The organism is Kineosporia corallincola (genome assembly GCF_018499875.1).
GTDB classification, from domain to species: domain Bacteria; phylum Actinomycetota; class Actinomycetes; order Actinomycetales; family Kineosporiaceae; genus Kineosporia; species Kineosporia corallincola.
On record NZ_JAHBAY010000018.1, the window covers coordinates 83,236 to 96,444 of the forward strand.

The following is a 13,209-nucleotide window of genomic DNA, read 5'->3' on the forward strand; positions in this document are numbered from 1 at the left end:
GCCTGGTGGGCCCGGGCATCCGGGCCCACCAGTACCTCTCAGAACATGCCCAGGTACTCGCGCTGCTCCCAGTCCGAGACGTGTGTGAGGTAGCGGTCGAACTCGCTGCGCTTGATCGCGGCGTACCAGTCGATCACGTCACGCCCGAAGGCCCGCGCGAAGAGCGGGTCGGCCTCCAGCGCGTCCACCGCCTCGCCGAGCGAGCGCGGCAGGCGCTCGGCGTCGTTCTCGTACGGGTTGCTCGTGGGGGCCCGCAGCTCCAGCTTCCGCTCCATCCCGTCCAGACCGCTGACCAGCTGGGAGGCGATGTAGAGGTAGGGATTGGCGGAGGGCTCGCCGGAGCGGTTCTCCAGCCGGGTGGCCGGGTCGCCGGCACCGCCGACCACCCGCACCATCGCCCCCTTGTTGTCGATTCCCCAGGCCACCCGGTCGGGCGCCAGCGAATAGGGCTGGTAACGCTTGAACCCGTTGACCGTCGGGGTGCTGAACCCGGCCGCCGCCCGGGCGTGGGTGAGAAGGCCTTCCAGGTAGTGCTTTCCGTTCACAGACAGTGGCCCGGCGTCACCGTTCGGCGGAACGAACGAGAGTTCGCCGGTCACTGCCGAGGTGAGCGACTGATGCAGATGCCAGCCGGTCGAGGCGGTTTCGGCGCCCTGCGGCCGTGACATGAACGTGGCCTCGTAGCCCAGCCGCCGGGCGATCTGCCGGACGGCGCTGCGGCACAGCACCACCGCGTCCGCCGTGACCGCCGCGTCGGCGGCGTCCATCGTGAGTTCCAGCTGGCTGGGCCCGAACTCCAGCTCCAGCGTGCGCAACGGCAGGTCCAGCGCGGTGAGCCCGCGGTACAGCGCCTGCACCAGGTCGTCGAGGCCGTCGAGGGCCTCCTCGTGCAGCAACTGCGCGCCGGGCGTGGTCGGGTGCACCGTTCCCGGCAGGCCCGGTGCCCCCGGCCGGCCGACCCGGGAGGCGGCGAACGGGGCCGCGTCGGAACGGAACACGTGTAACTCCAGCTCGGCGCCCACGGTCATCCGGTATCCGGCCAGCTCCAGCCGCCCCAGCTGACGGCGCAGCAGGTCACGGGTGCTGAAGGCGACCTCGGAGCCGTCCGGGAAACGCAGGTCGCACAGCACCCATCCGGTGCGCTCGGCCCACGGCAGCACCCGGAACGTGGTCGGGTCGGGCACCAGCACGATGTCACCGGCACCGGCCAGCTGCCGGACGCCGAGCCCGGCGTCGGGGGTGAACACCGGGAAGACCGACTTGCCCGAGGTGTCTTTCAGCAGCAGCGAGCTCGGGGCGGTGATGCCCGAGCGCATGGCGGCGGCCACGTTCGAGCGGGTGACGGTCTTGCCGCGCAGCAGGCCGTGCTGGTCGACGAAGGCGAACCGGATCATCTCCAGGCCGATTTCGTCGATCACCCGGCGCATCTGGGCGGAGGCCGCGTACTGCGCGTCGGTCCACAGGTCGTGCCGGTCGACGAATCCGCCGCGGTCCTTGGCCAGCATCGGCCGGGCTCCCGGACCGCCGCCGCCCTCGGCGTGATCGCGTCCGTCGTGATTGCGCAACGCCGATTCCGGCACGGTCCGCACGTCGTCCTCAGGCATCGGCGTCGGCCTCCGCCCCGACCGGCGGCACGGTGGCGGCCCACGGCGACGCCTGGCGGCGCTCCTGCTCGGCGTCCAGCCAGTGCTGCTGCCAGTTCTCGTTCGCGGCCAGGGTGTCGACCGCGAACGGGCCGGTGTAGGTGGCCGCCTCGGTCTCGTCGAGCGGGTGGGCCGGGATCTTCCCGCCGGCGGCGTGCGCCTCGATCGCCTTCAGCAGCAGGCGCCGGTTCGCCGTCACCGCGCGGTCGGACACGCCGAGTCGCTCCACGGTGCGGTCCTGGATCGGGCCCATGCTCTCGACCGCCCACTGGTCGTGGACGTTGATGTCGAGACCCATGCCGGTGTAGGTGACGTTCTTCTGCTCGACCGGGTCGAAACCCCAGTTGTTGGAACGGTTCCGCAACGGCCGGTAGTCCGGCAGGCTGACCTCGGCCAGACGCTGCCGCAGCAGCGTCTCCTTGTCGGTGGTCTCGGCGTAGTCGTACCAGATCATGTACCAGTAGTGATGGTGGTCGTCGATCGGCACGTGCCACTGGGTGAACACCTTGGTCTTGCCGAACGGCACCACGAAGGCGTTGGGGAACAGCAGGTTCGTCACCCGCACGTGCTTGATCTGCTCGGTCAGCTGACGCACCGCGAACACCCGCAGGCCGTGCTCGGCGCTCTCCACCTCGATGTCCGGCCGGAAGTTGTCGCCCACCAGCTTGGACAGCTTCTTCCCGGTGCCCTCGACCTCCTCGCTGAACTGCTGACCATAGGTCTCGCGCGGGTCCTCCTCGATGAACCGGTGCAGGAAGGACACGTGGCTCGGGTCGATGCCGCCCTCGACGCCCTGGAGCCAGTTGCACTCCCACAGGCCCTTGAAGGCGAAGGTGTACTCGTCCGGCGCGGTGAAGCAGTCGTAGTCGGGGAACGGGGGCGGGTCACCGGCGCCGAGGTAGGCGAAGATGATGCCGTTCTTCTCCCGGCAGGGGTAGCTGTCGATGCGGATCTTGTCGGCGAACCGGCTGTGCTCGGGTTCGGCCGGCTGATCGACGCACTGGCCCTGGGAGTCGTAGAGCCAGCCGTGGTAGAGGCACCGCAGTCCGCCGTCCTCCAGCCGCCCGTACGACAGATCGACGCCGCGGTGCGCGCAGAACCGGCTGATCAGACCCCAGGCTCCGCCGGGCTTGCGGAAGAGCACCAGGTCCTCGCCGAACATCCGCACGGCCTTGACCGGCTTCTCCTGCGACATCTCCGAGACCAGGGCCGCCGGTTGCCAGTACGCCCGCATCAGCCCACCGAGCGGGGTACCCGGCCCGGTCTGGGTCAGCTTCTCGTTGTCCTCGCGCTTGAGCACTGACGCTCCTCCGGATAGCGACTCAGAATGGATCCCAACTTAGCATTGATGGATCCCATTCAATAGAATTCATAGCCAGAACTGCTGGAACGGGGTCCATCTGTGGGTGTTCTGCTAGCGTTTTGCTTCACAGGCGCCGCAGCAGGCGCGCAACCGCGCCGGACCGTGCGCGAGGGGAGAACCGCGATCATGGTGGACACCACCGGCCTGGCCGGCACGGAGAAATCGGGCAATGCCCTGGTGGACGACGTCGCGGCCCGCATCCGCGAACGCATCATGTCGGGCGAGATCCCGATCGGCGCGCAGCTGCGACAGGCCGAGCTGGCCAGCGACTTCGGCGTGAGCCGTACCCCGATCCGCGAGGCCCTGCGCCAGTTGCAGAGCGGTGGCCTGATCGAGGTGCTGCCCAATCGCGGTGCCGTGGTGCGGGTTCCGGCGCCGTGGGAGGTCCGGGAGGCCTACGAGGTGCGCGCCGAGCTGGAGTCCCTGGCCGCCACCCGCGCGGTCAGCCGCATCACCCAGGCCGAGCTGGAAGAGCTACGCCAGGCGAATCAGTCGATGTACGACCACTCCTCGGCCCTGTCCCGGGGCGAGAACCCGGCCTCGGCCGACCGCCCGGCGAACGACGTGTTCCACACCCTGATCCTCACCATCGCCGCGAACGCCCGCCTGGCCAAGGCGGTGAACGACATCAACGAGACCTTCCCGCGCAACGTCTCGTCGGCGCTGATCGTCAACGACGCCCGGCAGCGCGAGGAGAACCACCGCGAGCACGAGCGCATCATCGCCGCCATGGTCGCGGGCGACACCGAGACCGCCGGCCGGGAGATGCGCGAGCACGTCCTCAAGGCCGGCGAGCACCTGGCGCACTGGTACGAGCGCCGATCGTCCACCGTTTTCCGGGGTTGACCGGTCGGAAGGCGGCTCACCGCAACAATTTTCCCGACGGCCGCCGGTGCTCAGAGGTCGAGCACCAGCAGGCCCGAGGCCCTCGACACACAGACCATCATGCAGTCGCCCGCCTCCTTCTCGGTCCGGGTCAGCACATGGTCACGGTGCTCGACAGTTCCTGACACCACCCGGGTTTCGCAGGTCCCGCAGATTCCCTCCTCACAGTCGCGCAGGATGTCGGCCCCCGCCTCACCGGTGAGCACGTCGAGCAGCGTCCGGTCCGCGTCCACCCTGAGTTCCCGCCCGGACGTGGCCAGTCGCACGGTGAACGCACCGGTCTCGGCCTCCTCGTCGGTGGCCGGGGCACTGAAGTACTCCTGTCGCAGGTCGTCGCCGAGGCCCCGGGCCTCCAGAACCTCCCGCACGCCGTCCATCAGGCGGGCCGGGCCGCAGGTGTACACGAGCGTCCCCGGCTCGACCGGGCTCAGGAGATCGGCGAGCGGGGGACGCCCGGGGGCATCGGCGGGCAGCAGCCGCACCCGGTCGCCGTACCCGGCCAGACGCTCCCGGAAGGGCATGGTCGCGAGCGTCCGGCCGAAGTAGAGCAGCTCCCAGGCGGCACCGTCCGCCGCGGCCTTCTCCAGCATCGGCAGCAGCGGGGTGATGCCGATGCCGCCGGCCACGAAGAGGTAGCGCCCGGAGTCCTCGAGGACGAAATGGTTGCGCGGGCCGCGGATTTGCACCGTCCAGCCCGGGCGCAGCACGTCATGGATCCAGCTGGATCCGCCGCTGCCCGTGGCCTCGTGCCGCACCGCGATCGTCAGCGACCCGGACTGCCCACCGCAGACCGAGAACTGGCGGGTGGTGCCGTCGCCGACCGTCACGTCGATGTGGGCGCCGGGCTCCCAGACCACGGCGGACCCCCGCGGTTCCAGTTCGACGAGCATGACCCCGTCCGCCACGATGTGCATGCCCCGCACGAAATACGGGGAGAACGTGTCGTCCATGTCGAGTCCTTCGTGGGTTCCGGGCAGAACGTTCCGGGCAGAACAGGGGACGCCCGCCCGCTCGGGTCGAGCGGGCGGGCGTCCCCCGGCTGTACGTCAGTGGCAGCAGGCGTCCCCGCCGTCGGAGCTGCTGTGGCTCATCGGGGCCGGCAGGTCGAGCGAGGGGTTGCGGTCGAAGAAGCCGTCCGGCTCCAGGCGCATGCCCAGGCGGTGCACCGGCATGATCGGCCACTCCTCCGGACGCGGCACGTGGTGCACACCGATGACCGGCCAGAGCACGAGCTCGGCGCCGTCGAGCGACCGGTCGGCCTGCTGCCAGGCCTGCACCCCGTCGGCCCCCAGGTCGGCCTGGTTCGGGTACTCGCCGGCGATGAAGCGCTCGCTGCCGTCGAACGGCGTGGCCCACAGGTGCTGCGCGACGAAGGGGGCCTTGCGCTCGACCACACTGCCCGGCTTGGCGAAGAGCCTGGCGGTGTTCTGGATCGACAGCCGGTAGGCGGTCTTGTCGCCGAACCGGTTCACCGTGTCGTCGCTCTCGACCAGCCAGTACGTGGAGGTGGCCGGATTCGACCGGCGGGCGGCCTGTTTCTCGGTGGCGAGCTGGGTGCGCACCATCTTGCAGGCGTTGCCGTAGGGGTTGAGCTCCTCGTCCTCCTCGACCTCGGCGTGCACCTCGTACAGCCGGTTGACCGGGCCGTCGACGCCCATGTCGAGCCGCATGCCGAAGTAGTGCTGGTGGTTCGGGGCCTGCACGTTGGGGCTGACCATCCGCCCGTAGGTGGGGTTCTCGCCGTCGGCGATGCCGGACACCGACATCACCCCGGTCAGCTTGATCTCCAGCTCGATCATGCCGTCCTGGTACAGCGACCAGTAGAAGCCGTAGTCGTAGTTGGCCACGGTGGCGAAGAACGAGACCACCAGACGCCGGGCGCGGCGCACGTCGGCCTCACCGGTGCGGGTGTTCACGTGCTTCCAGAGGATCGAGTGGTCCTCCTCGTGCAGGCACACCGCGTTCTTGATGGTGCGGGCGTCACCGTGACCGTTGACCACCGCGGCATCGAAATACCGGATCTCGCCGAGGCAGTCGCAGCCCAGTTCGAGCGAGGCGGTGAGCGGGCCGGCGCCGTACTCGCCCCAGTCGAAGAAGTTCTTGCGGTAGGCCGTGGGGTCCGGGTCGAGGTACGGCACGTACATCTCGTTCACCGCAGCGCGTTTCATGATCGGGCGCCCGGCGTACTCGATGTCGTGCAGCACCATGCCCTCGCGGTGCGTGAAGCCGATCCGGAAGGCCCAGTTCTGCCAGGTGACCAGCTGCCCGTCGATGCCGAAACCGGGCCCCTGCGGCTGGATGATCTCCAGCGGCGCGACCTCCCGGTCGGGGCCCCAGGTGCCGGACCGGTAGTTGCCGGTCTCCGAGGCCATCGGCAGCACGCCGTGGTCCTCGATCGCGATGACCTCCAGCGTCTCCAGGTCGACGATCGGCACCAGGCCGGCCACCGGACGGGCGTAGCCGTTGTCGTCCTCGGTCTCCCGGTGCCACACGGTGCCCCACGAAAGGCGGCGGTCCTCATAGCCTTCCGGCTCGAACCCGGTGATCGACTCGGGGTCGACCCAGACCAGCGAGACGTCGTGGATGCCACGCTTGGCCAGCGCGTCCTTCAGGCCCTGGTCCTCCCGGCAGGCCGCCGCCACCATCCGGGCCTCCTCGCTGGAGACGCCGGGACGCTTGGCGTCCACGTCGCGCCAGCTGGTGATCGAGGCCTCGCGGTCGGTGCCGGCGGTCCAGGCGGCCACCTCCCAGGCGGCGTGGGCGTCCGGGTTCATCACCACGGTGCGCACCGGACGGCCCTGGCCGGGGGCCAGTGCCCGGGCCAGCGCCTCGTCCACGGCGATGCCCCAGAACCGCGGCCTGTCGCCGATCCGCTCGTCGGCGCGCACCAGGGCGATCACCGTGGCGATCTCGTCCTCGGTCAGGGGGTCGTTCCAGTGGCGGGTCACTCGGTCTCCTTCGAAATCATGGACGGCGAAAACCTCTACCTCAGGTCGTGATCCGGCGCTGTACGCCGATGAAATCCAGGTCGGGCCGGGGCCGGCCGAGCACCAGGTCGGCCACCGCCTCCCCGACGGCGGGGCCGAACTTGAAGCCGTGCCCGGAACAGGCCGCCGCCACGGTCACGTTCGGCGCCCAGGGCAGGGTACCGATCACGAACCGCTTGTCGGCGGTCATCGTGTACAGGCAGGCGGCCACCTCGGTCACCTCCGGGGCGATGCCGGGCACGTAGGCGGTCATCAGGCCGGTCAGCTCGTCGATCTCGGCCTGTGACGGCGCGGCGACCGGGACCTCCGGGTCCCAGACCGGCCCGGCGTCGACGCCGGCCTTGAACCCGTTGCCGGCCGCGTCGGGAATGCCGAATACCAGGCCCTCGGGCCGGTCGACGGAGAAACAGCCGAGCCGGGGCGGCATTCCGTCGGCCTGGCCGGCGGCCAGGGTGACGGTGACGATGCGCCAGACCTCGAAGAGGTGGGCCAGCTCGGGCACCAGCTGCCCGGACCACGACCCGGCCGTCAGAACCAGCCGGTTGCAGCGAATCTCGCGACGGTCGGTGGTGACCACACAGCCGTCGCCCTCCGGGCGCCAGGACAGCACGTTCTCGCCGAACACCAGTTCGGCGCCGTCGGCCCGGGCCCCGGCCCGGGCGACCTCCAGGGCCGTCGACGCCTCCAGCACGCCGGCGTTCGGGTCGTGGACCGCGCCGTAGCCGTCTGGCACCCGGAATCCCGGCATCAGGTCGGACATCTCGGCCGGATCGGTCACGGCCCGGCAGTCCCGCCCCTGCATCGAGGCGGCGCCACGATGTGCGTACAGGCCACCGGTGCGGTGAATCAGCGTGCGACCGCCGGCCGCCTCCCAGCGCGCCCAGCCGTCGAAGGCCCGCTCCACGAACGGATTCCAGGCCGGGTTCGGGTAGGCCCGGCGAATCATCCGGGTGCGCCCGTGCGAGGACCCGCGCCCGTGCCCCTCCTCGAAGCGGTCCAGGCCGAGCACGTCCACCCCCTGCCGGGCGAGCTCGAAAACGGTTGCGGAACCGTGCACGCCGAGACCGGCCACGAGCACATCGACGTCCACCATTGACTCAGACCTCCTGGGCGATCAGGGTGACCGCATCGATCAGCGCCGACATGTCCGACCCGTCGGTGTAGACGTGCGGCGAGGCCCGCACCACGGCGTCCACACCCCGGGCCCCGAGGTCCCACTGCGCGTGCGAGGCGGGCACCGACACGGTGCGCACGTCGTGCGCGGCCAGCCGCTCGTTCACCTGCCGCGCGGGCTTCCCGTCGACGGTGAAGGTCACGATCGCCGACGGCGAGGCCGGCGGGTCCTGCACGGTGACCGCCGGGATCTCGCCCAGCGTCTCCCGCAGCCCGGCGGCCATCGTCACGAGATGGTCCTCGGTGCGCGCGGTCCCGAGCTCCAGCGCCTCGGCCAGCGCCACGCCCAGCCCGATCCGGCCGGCGATCGACGCCTCCCAGGTCTCGAACCGGCGCGCACCGTCTTTCAGCTCCCATTTCCGGGACGACGTCCAGACCGCGCCGCGCACGTCCGGCGCCGTCGGTGCCAGCGAGCTCACCAGATCCGCTCCGACATAGGCGAAACCGGTGCCGCGCGGGGCACGCAGGAACTTGCGGCCGGTGGTGACCAGCGCGTCGCAGCCGATCCGGGTCACGTCCAGCGCCAGCTGGCCCACCGACTGGGTCGCGTCGAGCACGTACCGGGCACCGTAACGCCGTGCCAGTGCGCCGATCTCGGCGACCGGCTCGACCAGGCCGGAGGAGGTGGGGATGTGGGCCACGCAGAGGATCGCCGGGGCGCCGCCGGCCAGTTCCAGGTCCAGGGCCTCCAGGTCCACCGCACCGTCCGGGCCGTTCGGCACCACGACCAGCTCGACGTCGTGCTCACGGCCCAGGCTCATCAGGTGCAGCGCGTGGCTGACGTAGGTGGACCGGCTGACCAGCAGCCGGTGGCCGGTGCCGAGCCGCAGCGCGTCGATGATCGTGCGCAGGCCGGTGGAAGCGCTGTCGAACAGGGCGATCTCGCCCGGATCGGCGTTCAGCAGCCGGGCCGCGTCGCGGTAGGCGTCCTCGATCCGGTCGGCGACCTGATGGGCGGCCTCGTACCCGCCGATCTGCTCCTCCAGCCGCAGGTGGTCGACCACCGACTGGACGACCGGGGCCGAGGGCAGCGCGGCCCCCGCGGCGTTGAAGTGGTGGGCGACCGCGGTGCCCGGCGTGCGCGCCCGCTCGGCGGCCACGTCGACGGGTACGGCGCGCTCCTGGAGCACAGCCGGTCCCGCATCGAGAGAGCTCTCCACACCAACCGCCTCTAGTCGAAACTTCGGATCCGAAAATAACACGATTGGATCCACTGTAGTACGGGCGAAAGCCTCTAGCGTCCACTCGTAGGTGATGTGGATACGATCCTATGGTGAGTGGATACGATCTGAACAGGTGTCGTTGATGCGCCGTCCCGCGACCACGGTCACGTTCTGGCTCGTCTTCGGTGCGTCGACGCTGGAGAACGCCACCTTCAACGGCACCTCACCGGTCATCGCCCGGTTCGTCACCGGCTCCTTCGGGGCGAGCCCGGCGGCGGCCGGGGTGATCGCGGCCCTCGCACCCCTCAGCTCGCTGGTCTGGCAGCCGATCGCCGGGCACGCCGCCGACCGCTACGGATACCGCCTGGTCGGCGTCGCGGGCGCCGTGGCCGCGCTGGCCGGTTTTCTGCTCACCCTGCTGACCACGGTCGGCCCGCAGACACTCGCACTGGCCGGGCTGGGGCGGATCCTGATCGGCGGGGGCGGAGCCAGCGTGGCCACCGTCGCGACCGCCTGGGTGGTGGCCACGTCACCGCGGGCCAGCCGGGGTCAGGCCCTGAGCATCTTCGGGCTGAGCGTCTGGATCGCCTTCGCCCTCGGCCCGGTGATCGGCGAGAACGTCTACCAGACGAGCGGATTCGCGGCGGTCTGGCTGGTGTTCGCGGCGATGACGGCGGCCATGCTGTTCTGCGTGGCGTTCGCCGTGGAACCGGTGCGCCCGGAACCGGCCGGCGCGATGACCCTCTCCGGGTTGCGCGAGGTGGTGTCGACGGTCAGCCGCCCCGGTGTGGTCGCGGCGGCGGCCTGGGCCGGGCAGGCGGTGATCACCACCTATCTGGTGGTGCTGCTGGAGAGCCGGGGCCTGGCGACGGACGGGTGGTTCGGCGCCGCCAGCCTTTTCCCGGTGTTCGCCGTCTGCCTGATCGCCTCCCGGGTGCTGTTCAGCCGGCTGACCGACACCACTCCCCCACGCCCGATCGCGATCGGCGGCCTGCTCGGGATCACCGCCGGGCTGCTGATCCTCAGCGCCACCTCGTCATTCTGGACGGCCGCGCTGGGTGCCGCCCTGCTCGGGTTCGTCTACGCCCCGATGTATCCGGCCCTGACCCTGCTGGCCAGCGACGGCCTGCCCGCCGACCACCGGGCGGTGGGGCTCGGGGTGTTCAGTTCGTTCACCGCCCTGGGCATGGCCGCCGGCCAGTTCATGGGTGGCTTCGTGGACGAGTGGCTGGGCCTGGGCTGGGTTTTCGTCGTGACGGCGGCCCTCCAGCTCCTGGCCCTCCCGGCTCTGCCGCCCAGCGCCCGGACCGCACCCCCGGCCCCCTGACGACCGGACGCGCACCGCACCGTCCCGCATCGTCATGCACTGGAGTCACGAAGCTCCACTCCACGTCGTCCGGAGGCCGTCCGGGCCGATGATCGTGCCCGGAGCCAGATCCGGCAGCAGGCAGGCCCGCAGAACCGGCCCGGCCGTGTCCAGGTCTGACGGATTCGGCGAGGTGGCCGGCCTTGGCCGAGTGGCCGGCGTCGGCGGCACGACCGGGGTCGGCGAGGGGTCCGGCGTCGGCGAGGGGTCCGGCGAGGGGTCCGGGTTCGGCGAGGGGTGCGGATGGCCCGGATCGGCCAGGACCGCGGTGATACCCATGCTGGCCTGGCGGGCCGTGCCGTCCAGCACCCAGGCGAGGTCGGCCGACCCGGCGCCCTCCGGTGTCGCCTGCCGGACCGCGCCGGGGACGACATGCACGACCCGGCCCGGCGCATGGGTCGCCAGCGTGGGCAGCAACGCCTCGGTGAGCAGGCGCGGGCCGAGATACTCGAGCACGAGGGACGTCTGGACGGTCCCGAAATTGTTCACCAGCAGGTGCAGTTCACCGGTCATGGGCAGCCAGGCGCCCAGCTCGTGCACCGCGTCCAGCGACGACAGATCGGTCTCGACGAAGTCGTAGCGCTCGCCGGCACCGTCGGCCAGGAGCTGCCTGAGCGCCCGCACGCCCGCCTCCTCGTCACCGTCCACCACGGTCACGGACCAGCCCCGACGTCCCAGTTCCAGAGCCGTGGCAAGACCCGGCCCGGCCGCGATCCCGGCGACGACCGCCCGTCTGCTCTCCCGCCCGAAGCCTTCGAGCACAGGCTCCTCGGCCACAGTCTTCTCGGCCACAGTCTTCTCGGACGCTGGCTTCCCGGTCACGGGCTCCTCGGTCACGGGCTTCCCGGTCACGGGTTCCTCGGTCACGGGCTCCTCGGTCATGGGCCGAGTCTGCCGCCCCGGCAGGCTCCCCCACGACTCGCCCTCTCCGGCCCGGCGGCGAGGAACCCTTTCGTTTTTGACACCACCATGGGCGCGTTGACGGTGTCAAAAACGAAAAGCATCTCCCACGCGGAGGTCGGTGACGACGCCCGGCACAGCGGAAGCCTCAGAGGGCGATGACCACGGCCTTGGTCTCGGTGAAGCCGAGCAGTGCCTCGTCGCCCAGGTCGCGGCCCAGGCCGGAGTCCTTGACCCCGCCGAAGCCGAGGGCCGGGTCGAACACGTTGTAGGTGTTCACCCAGATCGTGCCGGCGTCGATCGCGGCGGCCACGCGGTGGGCGCGGCGCAGGTCGTTGGTCCAGACTCCGCCGGCCAGGCCGTAGGTGGAGTCGTTGGCGATGGCGATCGCCTCGTCCTCGTCCTCGAAACCGAGCACGCCGACCACCGGGCCGAAGATCTCCTCGCGGGCGATCACCATGTCGTTGCGCACGCCGGTGAACAGGGTGGGCTCGACGTAATAGCCCGGCCGGTCCGGGGTCCCGCCGCCGCTCACCAGCTCGGCGCCGTCGGCCTTCCCCTTCTCGATGTAGCCGAGCACCTGCTCGCGCTGCTCCTGCGAGACCAGCGGGCCGACCGAGACACCGCCGGCCAGGCCGTCTCCCAGCGGCACCCTGGCGACCGCGGCGGCGAGCCGTTCCGTCATCTCCGGCAGGATCGAGTTCTGCACCAGCAGACGGCTTCCCGCGGTGCACATCTGGCCGGAGTGGCCGAACGACGCGCGCATGGCGGTGGTCACCGCGGCGTCCAGGTCGGCGTCGGCGAACACGATGTTGGCGCTCTTGCCGCCCAGTTCGAGCGTCACCCGCTTGAACGTCTCCGCCGCGGTGCGGCCCACGATGCGGCCCACCGACGTGCTGCCGGTGAACGACACCTTGGCCACGCCCGGGTGCTCGACCAGCGCGGCGCCCACCCGCCCGTCACCGGTGAGCACGCTGACCACACCGTCGGGCACGCCCGCCTCACGCATGATCGCGGCCAGCCGGAGCATGGTCAGCGGGGTCTGCTCGGCCGGCTTGACCACGATCGAGCAGCCCGCGGCCAGGGCCGGGGCGATCTTGAAGGCGCCGGTCATGATCGGGAAGTTCCAGGGCAGGATCAGCGCCGCCACCCCGACCGGGTTCAGCGTGGTGTACACGTGGTGCCCGTCGCCGATCGGCACGGTGGCGCCGGCCAACCGCGACGGGGCGCCCGCGTAGTGCCGGAAAGTCGCTGCGGCCTGGGCGGTGTCGGCCCGCGAGCGCTCGATCGGCTTGCCGTTGTCGCGGGTCTCGAGGATCGCCAGGTCTTCGAGGGCGTCCTCGATCAGGTCGGCGATCCGGTTCATGATGCGGGCGCGCTCGAGCGGGGCCAGGCCCGTCCAGGCCCGGTCCTTCAGGGCTTTCACGCCGGCCCGCACAGCGGCGTCGACATCGGCGGTGGACGCCTGGGGCACCTGGGTGAGTCGTTCCTCGGTGGCGGGGTCGAGGACGCCGAACAGCTCTCGCCCGTCCGCCACCCACTCCCCGGCCAGCAGGAACGGGGTGATGTCGGGCAGCGTGGGCAGCCCTTCGCGCAGCGTCTGGGACACCTGGTTCTCCTTGCGATCGACCCGTTCCGATTTGGATCCAAAATCTACACTGATGGATCCTACTCCGGAAGGCTGCCTCGCGACCGGCTGTCCGCAGCCCTCACGGCGCCCTCCGGAAGT

The 13,209-nt window shown here is 70.8% G+C and carries 10 protein-coding genes; 2 read left to right on the forward strand and 8 right to left on the reverse strand.

Translation table 11 applies throughout. The features are described 5' to 3' along the window. Nucleotides 1–38: 38 nt before the first annotated feature. Together KIH74_RS31905 and KIH74_RS31910 are read right to left on the reverse strand one after the other, a co-directional pair. Entirely contained in the window at nt 39–1,505 is a 1,467-nt protein-coding gene (locus KIH74_RS31905; protein ID WP_372492158.1) for a glutamine synthetase family protein, read from the reverse strand. Nucleotides 1,506–1,596: 91 nt separating this feature from the next. Then, nucleotides 1,597–2,943, reverse strand: coding sequence for an aromatic ring-hydroxylating dioxygenase subunit alpha (locus KIH74_RS31910; RefSeq protein ID WP_214160133.1), 1,347 nt, complete (start codon nt 2,941–2,943; stop codon nt 1,597–1,599). Nucleotides 2,944–3,132: 189 nt separating this feature from the next. On the opposite strand from KIH74_RS31910, the gene KIH74_RS31915 reads away from it, so the two are divergent. Then, nucleotides 3,133–3,852 (forward strand): GntR family transcriptional regulator, encoded by a 720-nt coding sequence (locus KIH74_RS31915; RefSeq protein WP_214160134.1) that lies wholly within the window; start codon nt 3,133–3,135, stop codon nt 3,850–3,852. A gap of 50 nt (nt 3,853–3,902) precedes the next feature. Here KIH74_RS31915 and KIH74_RS31920 read toward each other — a convergent pair whose 3' ends face one another. The 4 genes from KIH74_RS31920 to KIH74_RS31935 form a co-directional block, all read right to left on the reverse strand. Next, on the reverse strand, nt 3,903–4,841 hold the full coding sequence (locus tag KIH74_RS31920) for a PDR/VanB family oxidoreductase (protein ID WP_214160135.1): 939 nt from the start codon (nt 4,839–4,841) through the stop codon (nt 3,903–3,905). Nucleotides 4,842–4,937: 96 nt separating this feature from the next. Then, complete coding sequence (locus KIH74_RS31925) at nt 4,938–6,839, reverse strand: primary-amine oxidase (protein WP_214160136.1); 1,902 nt, start codon at nt 6,837–6,839, stop codon at nt 4,938–4,940. A 40-nt stretch (nt 6,840–6,879) separates the two neighbouring features. After that, a complete protein-coding gene (gene solA, locus KIH74_RS31930) occupies nt 6,880–7,971 on the reverse strand; it encodes an N-methyl-L-tryptophan oxidase (RefSeq protein ID WP_214160137.1) in 1,092 nt (363 codons plus the stop codon). A 4-nt stretch (nt 7,972–7,975) separates the two neighbouring features. Continuing rightward, nucleotides 7,976–9,211, reverse strand: coding sequence for an aminotransferase class V-fold PLP-dependent enzyme (locus KIH74_RS31935; protein WP_214160138.1), 1,236 nt, complete (start codon nt 9,209–9,211; stop codon nt 7,976–7,978). Nucleotides 9,212–9,356: 145 nt separating this feature from the next. Between KIH74_RS31935 and KIH74_RS31940 the strand changes: the two genes are divergently transcribed. Continuing rightward, entirely contained in the window at nt 9,357–10,541 is a 1,185-nt protein-coding gene (locus KIH74_RS31940) for an MFS transporter (protein ID WP_214160139.1), read from the forward strand. A gap of 45 nt (nt 10,542–10,586) precedes the next feature. Here KIH74_RS31940 and KIH74_RS31945 read toward each other — a convergent pair whose 3' ends face one another. Both KIH74_RS31945 and KIH74_RS31950 read right to left on the reverse strand, forming a co-directional pair. Beyond that, nucleotides 10,587–11,462, reverse strand: a complete 876-nt coding sequence (locus tag KIH74_RS31945) for an SDR family NAD(P)-dependent oxidoreductase (RefSeq protein WP_214160140.1) — start codon at nt 11,460–11,462, stop codon at nt 10,587–10,589. A 166-nt stretch (nt 11,463–11,628) separates the two neighbouring features. Continuing rightward, entirely contained in the window at nt 11,629–13,089 is a 1,461-nt protein-coding gene (locus KIH74_RS31950) for an aldehyde dehydrogenase family protein (RefSeq protein WP_214160141.1), read from the reverse strand. Nucleotides 13,090–13,209 lie beyond the last annotated feature (120 nt).